The organism is Hymenobacter sp. J193 (genome assembly GCF_024700075.1).
GTDB lineage: Bacteria > Bacteroidota > Bacteroidia > Cytophagales > Hymenobacteraceae > Hymenobacter.
The window spans coordinates 1,229,924-1,249,829 of record NZ_JAJONE010000001.1 but is presented as its reverse complement, the minus strand read 5'-3'; the positions used below and the strand labels follow the sequence as shown (position 1 = coordinate 1,249,829).

General features: G+C 61.5%; 21 protein-coding genes and 1 pseudogene. 16 read left to right on the top strand and 6 right to left on the bottom strand.

Annotation, left to right across the window (positions count from 1 at the left end):
- Nucleotides 1-15: 15 nt before the first annotated feature.
- The 5 genes from LRS06_RS05400 to LRS06_RS05380 all read left to right on the top strand — a co-directional run bounded on the left by LRS06_RS05400 (nt 16) and on the right by LRS06_RS05380 (nt 3,685).
- The gene (locus LRS06_RS05400) at nt 16-429 is read left to right on the top strand and encodes a hypothetical protein (RefSeq protein ID WP_257870546.1); all 414 of its coding nucleotides are present in this window, start codon (nt 16-18) and stop codon (nt 427-429) included.
- Nucleotides 426-1,154: a (d)CMP kinase gene (cmk, locus tag LRS06_RS05395; protein WP_257870545.1), complete on the top strand. Its 729-nt coding sequence runs from the start codon at nt 426-428 to the stop codon at nt 1,152-1,154. The genes LRS06_RS05400 and cmk overlap by 4 nt, the downstream gene beginning before the upstream one ends.
- A 65-nt stretch (nt 1,155-1,219) precedes the next feature.
- Nucleotides 1,220-2,104 carry a 4-hydroxy-3-methylbut-2-enyl diphosphate reductase gene (locus LRS06_RS05390; protein ID WP_257870544.1) on the top strand — a complete coding sequence of 295 codons (885 nt, stop codon included), beginning with the start codon at nt 1,220-1,222 and terminating at the stop codon, nt 2,102-2,104.
- An 81-nt stretch (nt 2,105-2,185) separates the two neighbouring features.
- Nucleotides 2,186-2,737, top strand: coding sequence for a DUF502 domain-containing protein (locus tag LRS06_RS05385; RefSeq protein ID WP_257870543.1), 552 nt, complete (start codon nt 2,186-2,188; stop codon nt 2,735-2,737).
- A gap of 156 nt (nt 2,738-2,893) precedes the next feature.
- Complete coding sequence (locus LRS06_RS05380; RefSeq protein ID WP_257870542.1) at nt 2,894-3,685, top strand: alpha/beta fold hydrolase; 792 nt, start codon at nt 2,894-2,896, stop codon at nt 3,683-3,685.
- Nucleotide 3,686: 1 nt separating this feature from the next.
- Here LRS06_RS05380 and LRS06_RS05375 read toward each other — a convergent pair whose 3' ends face one another.
- Complete coding sequence (locus LRS06_RS05375) at nt 3,687-4,250, bottom strand: O-acetyl-ADP-ribose deacetylase (protein ID WP_257870541.1); 564 nt, start codon at nt 4,248-4,250, stop codon at nt 3,687-3,689.
- 164 nt (nt 4,251-4,414) lie between these two features.
- Here LRS06_RS05375 and LRS06_RS05370 point away from each other — a divergent pair, with 164 nt between their 5' ends.
- From LRS06_RS05370 to LRS06_RS05325, 10 genes and pseudogenes are all read left to right on the top strand, one after another.
- Nucleotides 4,415-4,705: a 2TM domain-containing protein gene (locus LRS06_RS05370; protein WP_257870540.1), complete on the top strand. Its 291-nt coding sequence runs from the start codon at nt 4,415-4,417 to the stop codon at nt 4,703-4,705.
- Between the two features lie 64 nt (nt 4,706-4,769).
- Nucleotides 4,770-5,894, top strand: coding sequence for a sorbosone dehydrogenase family protein (locus LRS06_RS05365; RefSeq protein WP_257870539.1), 1,125 nt, complete (start codon nt 4,770-4,772; stop codon nt 5,892-5,894).
- Nucleotides 5,895-6,185: 291 nt separating this feature from the next.
- Nucleotides 6,186-6,659 (top strand): RimK/LysX family protein, encoded by a 474-nt coding sequence (locus tag LRS06_RS05360; protein WP_257870538.1) that lies wholly within the window; start codon nt 6,186-6,188, stop codon nt 6,657-6,659.
- A 67-nt stretch (nt 6,660-6,726) separates the two neighbouring features.
- Nucleotides 6,727-7,672: pseudogene (gene rimK, locus LRS06_RS05355) on the top strand (30S ribosomal protein S6--L-glutamate ligase).
- A gap of 140 nt (nt 7,673-7,812) precedes the next feature.
- Complete coding sequence (locus LRS06_RS05350) at nt 7,813-8,874, top strand: succinylglutamate desuccinylase/aspartoacylase family protein (protein WP_257870537.1); 1,062 nt, start codon at nt 7,813-7,815, stop codon at nt 8,872-8,874.
- A 331-nt stretch (nt 8,875-9,205) separates the two neighbouring features.
- Nucleotides 9,206-9,841 carry an OmpH family outer membrane protein gene (locus LRS06_RS05345; protein WP_257870536.1) on the top strand — a complete coding sequence of 212 codons (636 nt, stop codon included), beginning with the start codon at nt 9,206-9,208 and terminating at the stop codon, nt 9,839-9,841.
- A 208-nt stretch (nt 9,842-10,049) separates the two neighbouring features.
- The gene (locus tag LRS06_RS05340; protein ID WP_257870535.1) at nt 10,050-10,472 is read left to right on the top strand and encodes a hypothetical protein; all 423 of its coding nucleotides are present in this window, start codon (nt 10,050-10,052) and stop codon (nt 10,470-10,472) included.
- Nucleotides 10,473-10,638: 166 nt separating this feature from the next.
- A complete protein-coding gene (locus LRS06_RS05335) occupies nt 10,639-13,002 on the top strand; it encodes a TonB-dependent receptor (RefSeq protein WP_257870534.1) in 2,364 nt (787 codons plus the stop codon).
- 13 nt (nt 13,003-13,015) lie between these two features.
- On the top strand, nt 13,016-14,017 hold the full coding sequence (locus tag LRS06_RS05330) for a DUF4249 domain-containing protein (RefSeq protein WP_257870533.1): 1,002 nt from the start codon (nt 13,016-13,018) through the stop codon (nt 14,015-14,017).
- A 67-nt stretch (nt 14,018-14,084) separates the two neighbouring features.
- Nucleotides 14,085-14,315 carry a hypothetical protein gene (locus tag LRS06_RS05325; protein ID WP_257870532.1) on the top strand — a complete coding sequence of 77 codons (231 nt, stop codon included), beginning with the start codon at nt 14,085-14,087 and terminating at the stop codon, nt 14,313-14,315.
- Between the two features lie 74 nt (nt 14,316-14,389).
- Here the strand turns inward: LRS06_RS05325 and LRS06_RS05320 are convergent, their stop codons facing one another.
- The 3 genes from LRS06_RS05320 to LRS06_RS05310 form a co-directional block, all read right to left on the bottom strand.
- The gene (locus tag LRS06_RS05320) at nt 14,390-15,796 is read right to left on the bottom strand and encodes a T9SS type A sorting domain-containing protein (RefSeq protein ID WP_257870531.1); all 1,407 of its coding nucleotides are present in this window, start codon (nt 15,794-15,796) and stop codon (nt 14,390-14,392) included.
- A gap of 155 nt (nt 15,797-15,951) precedes the next feature.
- Nucleotides 15,952-17,319: a T9SS type A sorting domain-containing protein gene (locus tag LRS06_RS05315; RefSeq protein WP_257870530.1), complete on the bottom strand. Its 1,368-nt coding sequence runs from the start codon at nt 17,317-17,319 to the stop codon at nt 15,952-15,954.
- A 261-nt stretch (nt 17,320-17,580) separates the two neighbouring features.
- On the bottom strand, nt 17,581-17,805 hold the full coding sequence (locus LRS06_RS05310) for a hypothetical protein (protein WP_257870529.1): 225 nt from the start codon (nt 17,803-17,805) through the stop codon (nt 17,581-17,583).
- Here LRS06_RS05310 and LRS06_RS05305 point away from each other — a divergent pair.
- A complete protein-coding gene (locus tag LRS06_RS05305; RefSeq protein ID WP_257870528.1) occupies nt 17,788-18,162 on the top strand; it encodes a hypothetical protein in 375 nt (124 codons plus the stop codon). The genes LRS06_RS05310 and LRS06_RS05305 overlap by 18 nt on opposite strands.
- A gap of 53 nt (nt 18,163-18,215) precedes the next feature.
- On the opposite strand, the gene LRS06_RS05300 is transcribed toward LRS06_RS05305, so the two are convergent.
- Nucleotides 18,216-18,890, bottom strand: a complete 675-nt coding sequence (locus LRS06_RS05300) for an NAD-dependent epimerase/dehydratase family protein (protein WP_257870527.1) — start codon at nt 18,888-18,890, stop codon at nt 18,216-18,218.
- An 86-nt stretch (nt 18,891-18,976) separates the two neighbouring features.
- Nucleotides 18,977-19,810 carry a S1 RNA-binding domain-containing protein gene (locus LRS06_RS05295; RefSeq protein WP_257870526.1) on the bottom strand — a complete coding sequence of 278 codons (834 nt, stop codon included), beginning with the start codon at nt 19,808-19,810 and terminating at the stop codon, nt 18,977-18,979.
- Nucleotides 19,811-19,906: the final 96 nt, after the last annotated feature.

Sequence of the window (19,906 nt, the reverse complement as noted above, 5' to 3'; positions counted from 1 at the left end):
TGGTCGCAACGAGCAGTGGAAGAACTACGTGCAGCCGCCGAAGCAGTGCGGCAAAACCTGAACATTTCGTCCTTCGACGAAAAAGCCGTGCAAACGCTGGCTCAGTTCATTGAAAAAGAGCGCGCCAGCGTGCCTGCCACCGAGCAGGCCGGCGTCATCAATGCCCTTGGGTGTTTCCTGGGCGAGTGCATTGCCCGCACGTTTGGGGGCCACTGGCACCGCACCGACAGCGGCGAAGTGGGCATCCGGCTGGGCAGCCGCACCTTCATCAACCCCTTCGGAACCGTCGAAAAACAGCTGTTGCACGGCGCCGTCGATGCCGTATTGAGCTTGTTTCGGGAGGTGGCGCCCACGTTGGCGCCGGTAGCCGTAACGCGGAGAACGTGGATACCGCTACCTTTGCCCCCGCGCCGATCCATTTCATCATGAAACAACTCGTCATTGCCATTGATGGCTATTCCTCGTGCGGAAAAAGCACCACGGCCAAGGCCGTTGCCGCTGAGTTAGGCTACGCCTACATCGACACGGGAGCCATGTACCGGGCAGTGACGCTGTATTTGCTGGAGCACAGCATCAGTTTCGATGATTTGCCGCGCATCGAGCAGGCTCTGCACGATATGACGATTTCGTTTAAGCGCAACCGCCGCACGGGCCGCAACGAGCTGTGCCTGGACGGCACCATCCGCGAAGACGAAATCCGGCAGATGCGCATTTCCAACTCCGTGAGTGAGGTGTCGGTGATTCCGGCCGTGCGCCACGCCATGGTGCGCCAGCAGCAGCGTATGGGCCGCAAGCGCGGCATCGTGATGGACGGGCGCGACATTGGCACCACCGTATTTCCGGACGCCGAGGTGAAGATATTTATGACGGCTGACACCCGCACGCGCGCCCTGCGCCGCCAGGAAGAGCTGGCCGTGAAGGGCGAGCAGGTAGCGCTGGAAGACATCATCGACAACCTCGTGAAGCGGGACCACCTTGACTCCACGCGGGCCGAAAGTCCCCTGCGGCGGGCTTCCGACGCGGTGCTGCTCGACACCTCGCACATCACCATCGACGAGCAGGTTGATTTCGTCCTGGAACGCGTTTCGGCCGTACTACTGGCTACGGCCGCCGCCAACTCCGGCTGGTGGGCCGGCAGTGAATCCGTGCGCTAGCGGCTGTTCATATTCGGGCGCGAAAGTTGCACTAAACGCGGGCTTGCGTTGTAGAAACAGAATCCATGAACGTTACCATCGATAAAAATTCCGGCTACTGCTTCGGCGTCGAATTTGCCATTCAGATGGCCGAAGACGAGCTGGCGCACGAGCCGACGCTGTATTGCCTGGGCGACATTGTGCACAACCGTATGGAAGTGGAGCGCCTGCACGCCCTGGGTTTGCGCATCATCGACCGGGAGCAACTCGGCACCCTGCACGACTGCAAAGTGCTGATCCGGGCCCATGGCGAGCCGCCGGAAACCTATCAGCTGGCCCTGGAAAATAACCTGGAGCTGATTGATGCTTCCTGCCCGGTGGTGCTCAAGCTCCAGAACCGCGTGAAGCACGCCTTTGATGCCACCACGCGGCAGGATGGTCAGATTGTGCTCTACGGCCAGCCTGGGCACGCCGAGGTGACGGGCCTGAACGGACAGACCGGCAACCGCGCCATCATTGTCATGCACGAGGAAGACCTCGACCAGATTGACTTCACGCGGCCCGTTACCCTGTTCAGCCAGACCACCAAAAGCACGGCGGGCTTCTACCGCATGAAGCAGCTCATAGAGGAACGCATTCAGGCGGCTGGCGGCTCCCTGGAGGCCTTTGATGCCAACGACAGCATCTGCCGGCAGGTAAGCAACCGCGAGCCGGCTCTGCGCCGCTTTGCTACTGAACACGACGTTATCATCTTCGTGAGCGGGCGCAAAAGCTCCAATGGCAAGGCCCTGTTCTCGGTCGTCAATCAAACCAACCCGCGCAGCTACTTCGTGGAAAACGAGCAGGAACTGGATGAATCCTGGTTTGAGGCGGCGCACTCGGTAGGCATCTGCGGGGCTACCAGCACGCCCATGTGGCTGATGCAGCGCGTAGCCGACCGGATTTCGATTGTGCCCGAAGCGGCCGTGTAGCTTAGGCGTCGGGCCCGAATGTGGTAATTTTCTCAGGCCCGGCCGTTTTGGCCGGGCTTTCTTGCGTAGCTTCCGCCTGTTATGGGTAAACTCATCAAATATTTCCTCAATGGGCTGCTGCTGGTAGCGCCCATCGTGCTGACGGTGTACATCCTGGTGGCCCTGTTTTTCTGGATCGACGGGCTGATGAACATCGACAGTGAAAAATACCCGGGCCTGGGGCTGCTCACCATGTTCGTGCTCGTCACTGTCGTGGGGTTTATTGCCCGCTCCCTGGCCGTGCGCCCTTTGCTGGTACTGGCCGAGCGGATTCTGCACCGCACCCCGCTGGTCAGCATCATCTACTCCAGCCTGAAGGACTTGTTTGATGCCTTCGTGGGCGACAACCAGAAGTTCAACCGCCCGGTGCTGGTGTGCGTGAATGAGGAAACCAAAGCTTACCGCCTGGGCTTTGCCACCTGCGACGACATTGCCGGCCTGCACCGCCCCGAGCTGATGGCTGTGTATTACCCGCACTCCTACAACTTCTCGGGCGAGCTGCAGCTGGTACCCAAGGAAAGCGTAACCTACCTGGAGCTGCCCAGCAGCGAAGTCATGAAGTTCATCGTGTCCGGCGGCGTATCAAAACTATAATTAGGTGATGAAGTAACAGGTGACAGGCGCGCCTGGCAGCAGCCTGTCGAAGGGTTGAAGCCAGCCTTCCTGCTGGCGGCCGTAAAGCGGCCATCCGCCGGACACTTCCGCTGCGTGGCGCGTGTTACCCGTCACGTGTCACCCAAACATAACCCCATGAAAACCCTGCTGCATTACCGGCGCTACGGAACCGGGCCGCGGGTAGTGCTGGCGTTTCACGGCTACGGGCAGCAGGAAAGCTACTGGCGCAGCTGGCTGGAGGTGCTGGGTCCAGAGGTTTCAGTGCTGAGCTTCGATTTGTTCTACCACGGCCGCAGCCGCTTGGCCCGCATCGATGCGCCACTCACCAAAAAACGCTTGGGTGAGCTGCTGACCGAGGTATTGGAACGGGAAGGTGTTGAAAGCTTCGGGCTGCTGGCGTTTAGCATGGGCGCCAAGTTTGCCCTCACGCTGCTGGAGCAGCATCCCGGGCGGGTAGAAAAGCTCTGGCTGATTGCCCCCGACGGCCTGCAGCGCCAGTTTTGGTATACCCTGGCAACCTATCCGCCCTGGATGCGCGGGGTGCTGGGCCGGGCCGTGCTGCGCCCCCAGCGCCTGCTGGGCTGGCTCGATACCCTGGAGGAGCGCCGCCTGGTGCACAGTGGCCTCGTACGCTTTGCCCGCTGGCAGCTCGACAGCCGCGAAAAGCGCCTGCGCGTTTACCGCAGTTGGCTGGGCTTTCGGCAGCTCACGTTTCAGCTCACGAAACTCAGTCGGCTCCTCAATCAGCACCAGATACCCGTCACGTTCTTCCTGGGTCGCCACGACCGGGTGATTCCGCACGCTGAGCTGGCGCGGTTTATTGCCAGCATCAAAGGAGCGCAGACTGTGCTGCTGGAGGCCGGGCACGGCGGGCTGCTCTACGATGTGGCGGCCTACCTGCGCCGTCACCCCGGGGTGCGCTGGTAGCTCAGGCTTGCAGGGCCTGCTCGTAGAAGCGGCGGGCTTCTTCATCAAAAACCACAAAAACCACCGTGCCAGGAAATGCATGCTCCGCCAGAAACACCCGTGCTTCCCGCACGGCTACGGCGGCCGCCTCGGCTTTGGGGTAGCCGTAGATGCCCGTGCTGATGCCTGGAAACGCCACGCTTTCCACTTGGTGCTGCTCGGCCAGGGCCAGGCTATTGCGGTAGCAGCGGGCCAGCAGCTCCGGCTCCTGCTTGTGGCCGCCCTGCCAAACCGGCCCCACGGTGTGAATGACGTAATGTGCCGGCAAGCGCCCACCGTTAGTGAGCACGGCCTCGCCGGGCGGGCAGCCGCCCTGCCGCGCCCAGATCTGCCGGCATGCATCCAGAATGGCCGGGCCGCCCGCGCGGTGAATGGCCCCGTCCACGCCCCCGCCGCCCAGCAGGCTGGTGTTGGCAGCATTTACTATGGCCGCGGTGTCGAGCTTGGTGATGTCGCCCTGGTAGAGGCGGATGCGGCCGAAGGCGGGGGCGTCGCGCCAGGAAGCAGGTGGAGTGGGGGAGGGCATAAATGGGCTGGCAAGGCAGCGTCAGGATAAGAATGGCTTTTCGTTCGGTAGGCAGTTTCGACGCCTCAACCCTGGGAACCGACGCTTGGGTAAAGTAAAGCAGGAAAGCGCGAAGAAGCCGGGTAGGTTTGAATCATCAATCACCCCAAAACTTGTCCTGCACCATGGAAACGACCACTACTCCCCGCGACCCCCAACTCTGGCGTATGGCGAAGGCCCGGGCCAAATTCAAGTCTCACCTGCTCACGTACGTGTTCGTGAATACCCTGCTGTGGGTTATCTGGTTTGTGACGGGCCGCGACGCCGACCCGCTGCCCTGGCCGGTGTGGTCAACGCTGTTCTGGGGCATTGGCGTGTTTTTCCAGGGCCTCGGCACCTACGGCAATATCAACCGCGGGCAGCTCTCGGAGCGTGAGTACGAGCGTCTGCTGCGCCAGCGTGACGGGCAGCAGTAGCCGGCCAGCGCCGCCTCAGACCAAATCGCGCAACCTTAGCGGCGGCGGGCTGGTTTGACGCAGTATGAAACTGCGCCATCTTCTTCCGCTTGCCGTGCTGGCCCCGCTGGCTTTGGCCTTCACCACGGCGCCCGCGCCCTCGGCCGCCGATACCAACCTCGCCAAAATCAAGCTCCCCAAGGGCTTCGTCATCAGCTACTTTGCCCGGGGCGTGAAAAGTGCCCGCGAGCTGGCCGTAGGCCCCGACGGTACCGTGTACGTGGGCACCAAGGACGACAAGGTGTACGCCCTGCCCGACCGCAACAAAGACGGCCGCGCCGATGAAGTGGTGACGGTAGCTACCGGTCTGAACTCGCCCAACGGCGTGGCCGTGCGCAACGGAGCCCTGTACGTGGGCGAAATCCACCGCATCGTGCGCTACGACAACATTGCGGCGCGCCTCAAGCAGAAGCCCAAGCCCGTAGTGGTGTACGACAAGCTGCCCAACAAAGAGTGGCACGGCTTCAAGTACATCAGCTTCGGGCCCGATGGCAAGCTCTACGTGCCGGTGGGCGCGCCCTGCAACGTGTGTGAGCCGGAAGAGCCTATCTACGCCACCATCAACCGCCTCAACGCTGATGGCACCGGCCTCGAAACCGTGGCCTACGGGGTGCGCAATACCGTGGGCTTCGACTGGAGCCCCCAGGACAAGGCTATGTGGTTTACCGACAACGGCCGCGACCAACTGGGCGACAACCTGCCCGCCGACGAGCTGAACCGGGCCGCCAGCTCCGGCCAGCACTTCGGCTTCCCGTACTTCTTTGCCGGCGACGTGCGCGACCCGCAGTTTGGTGCCGGCAAAAATCAGAGCACCTACGTGGCGCCGGCCCAGAAGCTGGGGCCGCACGTGGCCGCGCTGGGTTTGAAGTTCTATACCGGCAAGCAGTTTCCGGCCCAGTACCGCAACCAGATTTTCATTCCTGAGCACGGCTCCTGGAACCGCAGCAAAAAGCTCGGCTACCGTATCAGCCTGGTGCGCCTCGATGCCACCGGTAAAAAGGCTCTGGGCTACGAAACCTTCGCCGAAGGCTGGCTCCAGGGCCAGCAAAGCTGGGGCCGCCCCGTGTGCCTGCTGGTGCTGCCCGATGGCTCCCTGCTCGTCTCCGACGACCAGAACGACGCCGTCTACCGCATCAGCTACAAAGCGTAGTGAATGTGCTGCGCTTCGCTAATGTGCATAATGTGCTAATAGGGGAATGTGTCATGGCGAGCCGCGCGAAATCATCCGTCCTAGGCAATGCTCGTCCCGTTTTTCTACCAGAAAGTCCTTTCCCGTACGCAGCGGGAAAGGGCTTTTTACATCTCAGGGTCTGACACGTTGCCCAGGATGCATGGCGTCGTCGTGCCTCCTCGCCATGATAGCACATTGCCCACATTCCCCACATTAGCGAAGCGCAGCACATTAAACCCACATTAGCACATTAACTCTATCTTGCCTTCCATGAAAAAGCAGCGGGTACCGAAGCGGGTAGTGGGACGGCGTGAGCTGGTCGATTTTCCGGAATTGCAGCTCTGGGGGGTGGAGGCCAAGGTAGATACCGGCGCGTACACCGGCGCCATTCACTGCTCCAACATGCACGAGGAAACGCGGCCTGATGGCCGGCGCGTGCTGCACGTGCAGCTGCTCGACCCCTCGCACCCCAACTTCGATGGCCGGGCCATGCAGTTCGCGGCCTTCTCGCGGCGGGATATTCGCTCTTCCAACGGGGAAGTGCAGGAACGATACGTCATTCGGGCCGTGTTGCGCCTGTTCAATGAGAACATCGAAACGGAATTTTCGCTTTCCGACCGCTCCGATATGCGGTATCCGGTTTTGATTGGCCGTTCTTTGCTGCGGCAACGGCGGCTGGTGGTGGATGTGCTGCGCCGCAACGTTTCGTACCGCGAAACGCACCGAGCCGCCCGGCCCCGCTAAACCTGTTGGGCTTTTCGCATCTTTGCCGCCCGCTTCTGCTCTCTACCTTCTCCAAGCACCTCTCTCCATGAAACTGGCGATTCTTTCGCGCGAGCCGAAGCTGTATTCTACTACCCGCCTGGTGGAAGCTGCAACCCAGCGCGGCCACGAGGCCGTGGTCGTCGACCATCTGCAGTGTAACCTAGTGCTCGAAAAAGGCGCGCCCAGCATTATCTACCAGGGCCAGCCTCTTATTGGCTTCGACGCCATCATTCCGCGCATCGGGGCATCCGTCACGTTCTACGGCACGGCCGTGGTGCGCCAGTTTGAGATGATGAAGGTGCGCACTGCCATTGAAAGCCAGGCCATTGTGCGCAGCCGCGACAAGCTCCGCTCCATGCAGATCCTGAGCCGGGCCGGCGTGGGCATGCCCAAAACGGCCTTCACCAACTCCTCCGAGGAAGTGCCCGAAATGATCCGGCAGGTAGGCGGGGCGCCCGTCATCATCAAGCTGCTGGAGGGCACCCAGGGCCTGGGCGTGGTGCTGGCCGAAACTGAAAAAGCCGCCCAGTCCGTCATCGAGGCATTTCATAACCTCAAGGCGCGCATCATTGTGCAGGAGTTCATTGCCGAGAGCAAGGGTGCCGACCTGCGCGCCTTCGTGGTGAACGGGGAAGTGGTGGGCGCCATGAAGCGCCAGGGCAAGGAGGGCGAGTTTCGCTCGAACCTGCACCGGGGTGGTACCGGCAAGCTGGTGAAGCTCACCCGGGCCGAAAAAGCCGCCGCCCTGCTGGCCACCAAAGCCCTGGGCCTGGGCATAGCCGGCGTGGATATGCTCCAGAGTGTTCGTGGCCCCTTGGTGCTGGAAGTTAATTCCTCCCCCCGGCCTCGAAGGCATCGAAAAAGCCACCGGCCTCGATATTGCCGGCAAAATCATCGAGTACACGGCCGATATAGCCCGGAAGACCAAGCCCAAAGCCTCCAAGACCGGCAAGACCGCCCCCGCAGCCATGCCCGACACCCAGGCAGATTAACCGCCCGTAGTGCAGCTCAGCGGTTGGGGTGGTTGCCGCGTGAGCGGGTAAGGAAAAGTAGTCTGGCGGCCGAAGCGTACTTTCCGTATTCCCGTAAAGGCGCGGCTTCGTTCTGCCCCGCGTCTCTGGCCCACTTCTGCATGACCTCATCCGCCACTGTTGCACCCGCCGATTTTCACCTCAATGGCCTCACCATTAAGCCGGGCGAGCGGGCCACCACGCGGCTGGTGATTTCCAAGCTGCCCTCGGGCACCGTCATTGATGTGCCCGTGAACGTGTACCGCTCCTCGGAGCCCGGCCCCACGGTGCTGCTGATGGCGGGCATGCACGGCGACGAGGTGAACGGGGTGGAAACCATCCGGCGCCTGATCCGGCGGGAGCTGCTGCGGCCACTGCGGGGCTCCATCATTGCCATTCCCCTGCTCAACATTTACGGCTTCCTGAACTTCTCCCGCGAGGTGCCCGACGGCAAGGACGTGAACCGCTCATTTCCAGGCAACCCGCGCGGCTCCCTGGCCAGCCGCGTGGCCCACCGCTTCATGCGCGAAATCATGCCTTTGGTCGACTACGGCATTGATTTTCACACGGGTGGAGCGGCCCGCTCCAATGCTCCGCAGGTGCGGTGCCTGCTGGGCGAAGATGCCGAAACCGATGCCCTGGCGGCCGCATTCGGCGCCCCATTCACGCTGCACTCGGGGCTGCGGCCGGGCTCCTTGCGCGAGGCCGCCATGCGGGAGGGAAGGCGCATTATTGTGTACGAAACCGGGGAGTCTTTGCGGTTTGACGAGGCTGGGATTGAGCTGGCGCTGGCGGGCACGTTTCGGGTACTGCACCACCTGGGCATGGCCCCGCCGGCCGCCCCGGTGGCCCGGCCCGGCATCATCTGCCCCCGCCATACCTGGCTGCGGGCCAAGTTTGCGGGCCTTTTTCGGAGCGACGTGCAGCTGGGCGACTACCTGGAAAAAGGGCAGGTGTTCGGTACCATCACCGACCCCTACGGGCAGATGTCGGTGAAGCTGGAGTCGATGGTGAGCGGCTACGTGGTAGGGCTCAACCACATGCCCGTGGTAAACCAGGGCGACGCGCTGCTGCACATCGGCCGCACCGATGCCGCCTTCAGCCGGGTAGATCTGAGCCCGCCCTTCGAGGAAAAGCCCAGCCGCGCCACCGAGCCCGAGCCGGAAGACGACGATTTAATGTGAGGTAATGTGCTGATGTGCTAATGTGGAGAATGGGCTGATGTGCTGATGATGGGAACGTGTCATTGCGAGCCAAGCGAAGCAATCCGTACTGGGCAATGCACCAAGCCCTGAAATTCACCAAGCCCTGACGTGCGCACTTCAGGGGCTTGGTGGTAGAAAAAAGTGTCTGGTTCTGAAAAGGCCGGATTGCTTCGCTTGGCTCGCAATGACAGACCATTAGCACATCAAGCACATTCTCCACATTAGCACATTACCTCACATCCAGCCAGAAAATCCTTTTCTTTGGGGAGCCATTGACCGGCTGCTTACCCGTTTTTTCTTTCTTTTTCTAATGAACAACCCTTTGCGCCTCGTTATTGACGCGGTACTGGTCATTGCCGTGGCCGTATTGTTTTACCTGCACTTTGCCAGCAAGCCCGCGGCTGCCCCGGCGGCTCCAACCCGCAAAGTAGCCATCAGCACCGACTCTACCAGCCAGGCCACCACTGCCCTGGAAGCCGTAGCCGACACCGATAAAGTAGCCTACGTGGAATCGGAAAAGCTGCTGGAAGGCTACCAGGCCATGAAGGATGCCCGCAAGAGCTTCGAGGCGAAAGTGAAAAAGTGGAGCGCCCAGAACGACGCCATCGGCCGCCAGTTCCAGAGCGCGGTGCAGAAGTACCAGCAAACGGCCGGGGCCCTCACCCAGGAGCAGCGCGCCGCCACTGAGCAGCAGCTGGAGATGCAGCGCATCAAGGGCGGGCAGGAGCAGCAGAAGCTGCAGCAGCAGGCCGCCGAGGAAGAAGCCCGCATGACGAAGCAGGTGCTGGACCGTGTAGACAAGCAGGTGGAGGCCTACGGCAAAGCCAACGGCTACCGCCTCATCCTGATTTCGGCGCCCGGCGGAGCCATAGCCTACGGCCGCAAAGACATCGACATCACCAAGGAAGTGCTGGCCGATCTGAACGCCGCTTACAAGAAGAAGTAAGGGTTACCCGTTGTAGTTGTAAAAAGCCCCTGGTGTTGATAGCGCCAGGGGCTTTGTGCGTCAGAGAGGAGTGGTAGCTACGCAAAGCTGCTGATGCTGAGCCGGGAAATAACCGGGTGCGGCTTGGGGAAGGTGCGCCGTAACTTATATCTTTCGGCTCACCCGCTTGAATATAGGATTCAGGAGGGGCCACTTTTTATCTTTTCATATGCGTAACCAATATCCTTCTCTCCTATACGGCCTGCTGCTGACCGCCCTGCTGGGCAGCTGTCAGCGCGCCGAATACGCGTTTCGCCCCGCTGTGCCCACCTATGCGGCAGTGCCGGTAGCCCCGGCGCCGGCTACCGATGTCCCGCAGGCCAGCGTGGCTGTAGCGCCGGCTACCCTGGCAGCTCCGGCGCAACAGGCTGCCGCTGTGCTGGCCAGTGCCCCGGCTATGGGACCAGCGCCTGCCGTGGCGGCCCCTGTGCCCGCCACCCCCCGCAGAACTGTAGCACCGGCGCACGAGGCCGCCGTGGCCCTGCAGCCGGTTAAGCAGCGCAAAGGCAAGTCTAACAAAGCCTTGTGGATTGTCCTGGGCGTGGGGGCATTGCTGGCTATTCTTCGCATTGCCACTGCTTCCAAAGACTAACCGGGCTGCGGTGGTTAGCCCGGCACCCTCTGGCTGATAATGGCCGGAGGGTGTTTTTTTGCGCAACACTTTTCCGAGGCGCGCTGCAACCTGCCGCTGCTGCCCAGGCTCTTGCCAGGAGCAAGAGGTCATCTTCCTGCCGCTCTGTTTTCCTTTATTCTCAGCTATGAAACAACGTTTACGCGGCTGGCTCCTGGGCCTGCTGCTACTGCTGCCCGGCTTGGCGCAGGCTCAGCAAAAGCACACCATCAGCGGCTACGTGCGCGACGCCGCTACCGGCGAAAACCTTATTGGCGTGGCCGTGGTGCATCCGGCCTCGGGCCAGGGCACGGCCACCAACACCTACGGCTTCTACTCGCTTACCTTGCCCGCCGCCTCAGACTCGGTGCGGCTGCTGGTAAGCTACCTGGGCTACCAGAAAGCCCGCTGGGCCGCGCCCGCCGGCACCAACCAAACGCACGATTTCCGGCTGCAGCCGCTGTCGGCCGAGCTGGCTGGGGTGGAGGTAGTAGGGAGTCGGGAAGAGAAGATTGCGCAGAGCACCCGCATGGGCACTATCAACGTGCCCATCACCCAAATCAAGACCTTACCGGCTTTGCTGGGCGAGGTAGACGTACTGAAAGTGCTGCAGCTGCTGCCGGGCGTGCAAAGTGGGGGCGAGGGCACCAGCGGCCTGTACGTGCGCGGCGGCTCCCCCGACCAGAACCTGATTCTGCTGGATGGCACACCGGTGTACAATGCCTCGCACCTGTTCGGGTTTTTCTCAGTATTCAACGCCGACGCGCTCAACAACGTGGAGCTGATCAAGGGCGGCTTTCCGGCGCGCTACGGCGGCCGCCTTTCGTCGGTGCTGGATATTTCGATGAAGGAAGGCAACATGCAGAAGTTCCAGGGCGAGGGTGCCGTGGGCATCATTGCCTCCAAAATCACGCTGGAAGGACCTATCAAGAAAGACACGGCCTCGTTTATCTTCTCGGCCCGCCGCACCTACATCGATCTGCTGGCCCAGCCCCTCATTAAGGCAGCCCTGGCCAGTGAGAGCAGCAGCGGCTCCCTGGGCTACTTCTTCCACGATCTGAACGGCAAGCTGAACTGGAAAATCAGCTCCCGCGACCGGGTGTACCTGAGCGCCTACACGGGCTACGACAAGTTCTACTCCCGCATCCGCGACCAGCAGCAGAACGACGACTACAGCAGCCTGAAGGCCGGCCTGGGCTGGGGCAACCTCACGGCGGCCCTGCGCTGGAACCGGGTGCTGAACAATCAGCTGTTTCTGAACACCCACCTCACGTACAGTAAGTACCAGTTCAACATTGGGGTAGAAGACGAAAGCCGCCGGGGCGGGCAAACCGACAAAACCAGCCTGCGTTACTTCTCCAATATCCGCGACATCAGCCTGAAGACGGACCTGGACTATCTGCCCTCACCCGACCACTACATCCGGGCAGGCGGGCAGTACATCCGGCACTCCTTCAAGCCGGGCGCCCTGCAGGCCAAAGGCTCCGGGGATTTAAGCGACTTTAACTCGGTGGCGCAGGTGGGCGCCCACGAAGCCTCCCTGTATGCCGAAGACGACTACCGCCTGACGGAGCGGCTGAAGGTGAACGGGGGCCTGCGTCTGAACGCCTTTGGAGTAGATGGCAAGTTGTATCCCTCGCTGGAGCCCCGGCTGGCAGCCCGCTTTCTGCTCACGCCAGAGTGGGCCTTCAAGGCGTCGTACGCCCGTACCACCCAGTTTATTCACCTGCTCACCAACAGCGGCATTGGGCTGCCCACCGATCTGTGGGTACCGTCCACCAAAAACATCCGGCCCCAGCGCGCCCAGCAGCTGAGCGTGGGGGCAGCCCGCACCCTGCGCCACCACGAGCAGGACTACGAGCTGAGCCTGGAAGCCTACTACAAGCCCATGCGCAACCTCATTGAGTACCGCGAGGGCGCCAGCTTCCTGGGCACTACCGACAACAACTGGGAAAGCAAAGTAACGAGCGGCCGGGGCTGGGCCTACGGAGGAGAAGTATTCCTGCAGAAGAAAAGCGGCCGCACCACCGGCTGGATTGGCTACACGCTAGCCTGGAGTGAACGGAAGTTTCCGGAGCTAAACCAGGGCCGCTTGTTTCCCTTCAAGTATGACCGGCGTCACGATGCCTCGCTCGTGGTCATTCATAAGCTCAAGGAAAACCTGCTGCTTTCGGGCACCTGGGTGTACGGCACCGGCAACGGTGTGACCCTCGCGCAGGGCCGCTACCGCCTGGGCGTGTACGAGGAGTACGACGACTACGGCCCGCGCAACTCCTACCGCATGCGTGCCTACCACCGCATGGACCTGGACTTAAGCCATACCAAGAAAAAGCGCTGGGGTGAAGTCGTCAACAGCATCTCGCTCTACAACGCCTACAGCCGCAAAAATCCCTACTACCTGTACCTGAACGAGGGCGGCACCGATGTCGATGGCAAAGAAATAAAGCCTTCATATCGGCAGATCTCGCTGTTTCCCATTATCCCGTCCTTTAGCAAAAGTTTCCGCTTCTAACGCCGTGTCTGCTATGAAACCTACTCTGTTCCAGGCAGTGGCCATAGTGCTGCCAGCCTTGCTGGCCGGCTGCGAAATGGCCGTGGATGTGCCCATGCCCGAGCACACGCCCCGGCTGGCCCTCAACTACGTGCTCAGCAACCAAGTGCCCGACTCGCTGTATTGGCAAACTCACCCGCACCGCCTGCTGACGGTGAGCGTAAGCCAGAACATATTTACTGCCAAGCCGGTGCGCCAGCCGGCAAATGCCACCGTGGAGCTGCTCGATGCCAATGGGCAGGTAGTGGATCGGTTCCGGGGGCGCTACCGCTATTACAACCCCGTCAGCCAGGATAGCATCGACGCGTATTACGTGCCCCAGTACGGCTTTGCGGGGTATCCCGGGCACCGCTATACGCTTCGGGCCTCCATGCCGGGGATGGAAACGGCCGAGAGCAGCCTCACGCTACCGGCGCCGGCCACGGTAAGTGCTGGCAGCTTTGTGCGCCGGGCGCCCGGCCCGGGCCAGGGCGAACATTCCGTAATGGGCCGCCTGAGCGTGAGCGTGCCCGACCCGGCGGCTTCTGCCGACTACTACGTGGCTACGGCCCGCGTACTCGATACCAACGGCCGGCTTTGGGGGGTACTGAGCAACGACTATGAAAACGACCCGGAGGACGACAGCGGTATTTCCATTGAGCGGTTCCAACTCTCGGAAAGCTACAACACCCAGCCCGAGGTGTACGCCGACCTGAACGTGAACGGCCGCACCATTTCGCTGACCCAGAACGTGCGGGCCTGGTCTTCGGGCGGCTACGTGCCGGGCCAGCCGCAGTACCGGCAGCCGGCCTTCGTGGAAGTAACCATCAGCACCCTCACCCGCGAAGCCTACGACTTCTATCAGTCGGCGCAGCGCTACCAGGATAGTAACGGAAACCCGTTTGCCGAGCCCGCCCCGCTGGCCTCCAACGTGCGCAACGGCTACGGTCTGTTTGGCGGCGCCACGGACGTGACCTACCGGATACCTATCCAGTAACCCGATTAAACCCGGCGCTGCCAGGTGCATCCAAGCCAGTGTTGTTTCCTCCTCACTGTTCTGGCTTATGCGTAATTATCCGTTGTTTCTGGCGCTGGCTCTGCTGTTTGGGCTGGGCTTCTCAGTTTCTTCCTGCGTGGCCACTGCTCCCGTAGTGGCAGGGCCCCCGCCACCCCGCCGCTTAGTGGTAGTGCAGGCGGCCCCGGCAGTAGTGCGGGCCCGGCCGCTGCCTCCCCCGCGCCTCTACTACCACCGGCCCGCCTACCGGCGCCCGGCCCGGGTTATAACGGTGCAGTAGTACGAAGGAGTATCATCAAGAAAAAAGCCCCGCCAGCTTAGCTGGCGGGGCTTTTTTGAGCCTGAAACAGAACCCTAGCGGTGCATGAGGCGCTTGGTCACGGTGCCTTCCGGGGTGTGGGCGCGTACCAGGTACACGCCGGCCGACAGGCCGCTCAGCTCCAGCGTAGCACGGGTAACGCCCGGCTGCGTGCGCACCTCTACTGTGCGCAGCACCTGGCCTACGCCGTTGAGGATTTCTACCCGTACCATACCAGCCTGCCGCAGGGCCGGCAGCTCCAGCGTGGCAGCGTCGGTAGCGGGGTTGGGGTAGAGGCTGGTGCGGCCCGCCAGCTCCCGGGCCTTGCTGCTGAGGGCTACCTCTTTAAAGTCGGTGAAGGTGTACATCTGCAGCGGGGTGTACTCTTCGATGCCGAAGAACGGATATACCAGTTGAGTGGCTTGCTGAATGAGGTTGCCGGCCGCATTGTAGCGCGAGGCGTTTTTGATGCCGTAGAAGTACTCCCAGGAGTCACCGTTCCAGTCTTCCAGCTTGAGCTCGGCCAGGTTGCCGTACTCATCGCGGGTTTCGGTGTCGCGCATGTACGCAATCCAGTTTTCGCCTTCCAGGTATTCGGTGGTGGCTACGCTGCCGGTAGCGGTATAGGTGGCGCTGTAACGCTCAGTCGTTACCCAGTCTTTCTCGTCCAGCTCCTGAAAGTTGTAAGAACGTGCCTGGCCCAGGGCGTAATCGTGCCATACGATGTCGGTGTGGCGGTATGAAGCTTCCCAGGCCCCATCGGCCCATTCTTCGAAGGTAATCTGGGTGGGCTTGCCGTCGGTGCCCAGCACATAGGTTTCCCGCAGCGCATTGATGAAGGCTCCTTCTTCCACGTCATACTCTTTCGTAACCCGGCTGGTGAGCTGCTTGGCCGCGTTATAGGTATTTTCGTACTTGCTGCCCTCGTAGGTTTCCCAGGCGGTGCCAGACCATTCCTGCGTCACCTCTTCCGTGGCCATCTGCTGGGCGTCGAAGGTAGTGGCGGTGCGTTCGTAGTTTTCCCAGGCCTTGCCGTCCCAATCCTGCTGGATGGACTCCGTCTGCACACCCTGCGCATTGTAGGTATTGAGCGTCTGCGACAGGTTTTCGTGGGTGATGGAGTCAGTATACACCTCTTGCGTCACCTGAGCGTTGGCGTTGTAGGTGTACTGCACATGGGCGGCATCTACCCATTTGCCAGCGGCACCATCTTCGCCTTCTTCCCAGTTGTAGGCGTGGCCCTGGTAGGGCACTACGGGAGCCTGAGGCTGGCGCTTGGCCGTGGAGCGCTTGGTGGTGGGCAGTACGGGTACTGTGGTGCGGGGCAGCTCACGCAGCTGCTCGCGCAGGGCCTTGGTGCCAAGCTGGGCCTTAGGGAAATGCGGGGCCGCGTGGTGAGCCGATTGAGCTACAACGGATTGAATAGACAGTCCTGCGGCTACAAAAAGTAGGGGTAAACGCATATAAAAATGGAAAAGTGAAGCCCGTACGGCCATGATTGAAAAGCTAATGTATCGACTCAGGACGGCCCGCGCAAGTTGCTTGCCGGAAGAATAAAAAAACGAACAGGCTCCATCCCGTACCCGGATGGAGCCTGTCAACGCACTATTGCGGGCTATTAACGCTTGATAAGCGGATAGGCCAGGGACCCTTCTGTGGTGTGCAGCCGTATGGTGTACAGCCCGGCCTGCAGGCCCCGCACATCCACCCGCTGGCGGATGCTGCCCTGGTTAGGCTGCAGGGTCAGGGTGCGCACTACCTGGCCCAGGCTATTGAGCAGCTCTGTTTGCATAGGCGCCGTTTCCCGCAGGCCGCTCACGGCCAGCGTTACGCTCTCGGTGGCGGGGTTGGGGTATACGCTGCCACTGTGCGTACGGGTGGCAGGGTGGCTGGCGGTAATGACAAACGACTGGAAAGCGCTGTGATTGGTACGGCTGCTGTTATCGAACGAGTCGTCGCTCAGATCAAGGTCCTGCTCTACGGAGCGCAGCACGCGGTTGTTGGGGCCATACGTGAGCACCTGGCGGGTTTCCGAGGAAACTTCCCACGCGGTGCCGTTCCAGAACTCTTCACGTTGGCCGGCTTCGTTGCCAAAGCTGTCGAACAGAAACGACTCCTGCGAATCGTTCACCCAGGCGTTGTTTTCGCGGATCTGCAGGGTTTCAGTGCTGCCGCCATTGCCGGCGTAGGTGAAGATGTGGCGTAAAACGTCTTTCCAGCCGTTGTTTTCCCACTCCTGCTCCTCGTAGGAGGCCGGCGTGAGCGTGGCCCAGTTGGCCCAGGCAAAGTTCCGCTCCCGGCTTTCATTTACCCAGGCGTTGTTGTGCCAGAACTGGTACGTAACGTCGGTATAGCGGCCGTTGCTGATGGTATATACCTCGCGGGTAGCCTTGGTGTATGGGCCGTTCTTCTTCGATTCTTCTTCCACCACTTCCTGCCTCAGGCCCTGAGCGTTGCGGGTGATAATAAAGCGGGAGCTTTGCGCGGGTACCCAGGCTGTACCTGCCCAGTCCTCCGTCGCAAACGAGGTCAGGTCGCCGTGGGCATCATACCCAAAAAGAAGCTGGGAGGCGTTGCTCCACTTCGTGCCCAGCCAGACTTCGATCTTCAGGATCATTGGCCGGCCCTGCGCGTCGAAGGTGTAGCCCTGGCGCATCAGCGGAATTTTGCTAACGGAGTCAGAATATACAATCTGTGAAGGGCGGGCCTGGGCATCGTAGGTGAAGGCGGCCATTTGGGCATCTTCCCATTTTTCTTCTTCCTCGTTCCAGGCATAGGCCACCGACTGGCCCGGGCGGTACACGGTGGTTTTGGCCTGCACGGCCTGCTTTTCGTGCCAGGGCGTACGGGTGGGTAGCTGCACAGCACTGTGGAGCGCCGCAGGCAGTGCGCGGCGCAGGTAGGCCTGGGCCTTGTGTTGCGCCTGCGCGGTAGTGGCTGCGAGGCCGCACACAACGGCCATCAAAAAGAGTCGAAGCGTTTTCATAGCAGAAAAAGAAGGGTGACAGGGCGGAGGCCGGGCCGTGCGGGGAAGCAGCGGCACCAGCAACACAAAGGTCTGGCTGGTACATGCGCAGCACAATCACATAAGTATGTGGAGTGGCGGCTCAAGCCCGGGGCATGCATTCCCGCGCCTCACATATTGAAGTGAAGCCCCGCTGCAAGCCAACCAGGAGTCCATAAAAAAACCGGCGGCAGACCCGAAGGCCCACCGCCGGTTTCGGCTGGCTGCGTTGTCGCCGGGAGGCTACAGAATAATGCGCAAACTCAGGGCCGCGTCATGGTACACGCCTGCGTTGCCATCAAACACCTCGAAGAAGGGCTTGTAGTCGACGCCCAGCACGAAGGGCAGGTCAGGCATCTTGTACTCCAGGCCCAGAATCAGGTCGGCGCCGGCGGCTACGTAGCGTGCATCATCGTTGTAATACCGCGTGTAGTAGTAGGTGCGGCCCTTGTGCTTGTAGTAGCGCACTTCATCATAATAGTAGCGCCCCCGGTAGGCGCCCACGTGGGCACCGGCTCCATAGTAGTAAGCCAGGCCTTTTATGTCCTTGATGGCGTTCTGCTTTTCGAGCAGCAGCGTGAGACGGGCACCTTTGGCCTTATACTCGGTGGTAACGAGGGCTTCGAGGGCTACGCCGTTCTTGCCGGTCAGAAAGTGTTTCAGGGTGAGGCCCGAGGAATAGCCGCCGGCCCGCAGGCCTACGCCGGTGCCGTAGCCGGCGCCACCGTCACTGCCTTTTTCTGGGCCCAGGTGCTGGTGCTGGCTAACAGCAGCATCAGTAGGGCAACCACTACATTCTTTTTCATGCGCACTAGGAGGAAATAAACGAACTGGTGAACCACAAAGGTAACACCCGACCCGCCAACCAGCCAGCTGCCTCAGCCATCGGCCCGGATGCCGCGGGCAATTTCGTCCGACAGATACACCCGGCTACCGCCTCCATCCTGCCCGGCGGCGCCCAGCATAGCCTGCGCCACCGCCTCGGCCGACACGGCCCGGTACTTGCGCAACGGCCCTACCAGCAGGGGCTTTACCAGGGCCAGCACCACGGCGCCTACCTGCTCGCCGAGGCGCTTTTCGGTTCGCTCACCAAGCAGCAGGGAAGGCCGGAAGAGGTGAATGGCTCGAAACGGGGTCTGGCGCACGGCCGCCTCCATTTCGCCCTTCACCCGGTTGTAGTAAAAGCGCGAGTCCGCGTCGGCACCCATAGCCGATACTACCATCAGCTGGGCCGCAAAATTAGCCGCCGTGAGGGCCGCCAGCTTCACCACGTACAGGTAATCGACCTTGTAAAAGGCCTCTTTGGAGCCGGCCTGCCGGATGGTGGTGCCCAGGCAGCAGTACACGTCGTCGGCAATCAGGCGCAGGCGGTGCTCCTCCAGGTGGTCGAAGTCTACCACGCGCTGCTCCAGCTTGGGGTGCACCAGCGGCAGCGCCCGCCGGCCTACCGCAATGACTTTGGAGTACCGGTCGCTGGCCAGCAGCAAGGGCAACAGGTGCTGGCCTACCAGGCCGCTGGCGCCGGCAATAAGGGCGGTTTTCTGAATTTTCATGGCAAGAGCAACAACCGGAAACCTACCAGGCTACCGGCCGTCCTTACGCAAAAAAGCCGCGCGGGGCTACATAGCCGCCTGCTAATTTAGCTCTCGGCTACCAGCTGGGTATGCTCGGGGAAAAGCTGAACCAGCCCGCGCTTGTAGAGGGTGCCCAACGCCTTTTTGAACACCTTTTTGCTGATGCCCAGGCGGCGGTAGATGTCGTCCGGCTCGCTTTTATCGGACAGTGGGAGCGTACCGCCAGCCTGGCGAAGCGCCGTCAGCAGCTGCTCGGCCACATCCAGGGCCTCATCGAACCCGGGTTTCTGCAGGCTCAAATCCAGCTTGCCATCGGGCCGCACGCGGCGCACGTAGCCGGTGTGCACGTCGCCCAGGCGCAGGGGCTTGAACACTTCGTTGTGGTAAAGCAAGCCCTGGTGGGTACCATCTACAATGACTTTGTAGCCGAGGTCGGTTTCCTCGGCCACGAACAGGTCGGCGGCGTCGCCCTCCTTACCAGGGTAGGGCTGGTCGCTGAGAAACCACTCCCACTTGGCCGAGGCCACAATGCGGTCCGTGGTTTCGTCGAGGTACACAAACACCGTGGTTCGCTCGCCGGGGCGCAGGTTGCGACGCTGGTTGCGGTAGGGCAGCAGCAAGTCTTTTTCCAGGCCCCAGTCGAGGTAGGCGCCGGTGGGCGTCACGTCGCGCACGCTCAGGGCCGCAAACTGGCCCACGCGGGCGTAGGGCTCCAGGTTGGTGGCAATCAGCCGGTCTTCCGAGTCGCGGTACACAAACACGCGCACTACGTCACCTACGCGGGTGCCTTCGGGAATGTACTTGCGCGGCAGCAGCAGGTCGCCGTCGTCGGAGGTCAGGTACATCCCGAAATCAACTTCGCGGGCTACTTCCAGGTCGTTAAAATCGCCGAGTTGCATAAGGGTAGGAATTACGCGGAAAACAGAGCCGTAGTCTGATTCCGGCCCCAACGCAAAGGTAGAGGAATGTCAAACAAGCCGCCGACCTGCCAGCGG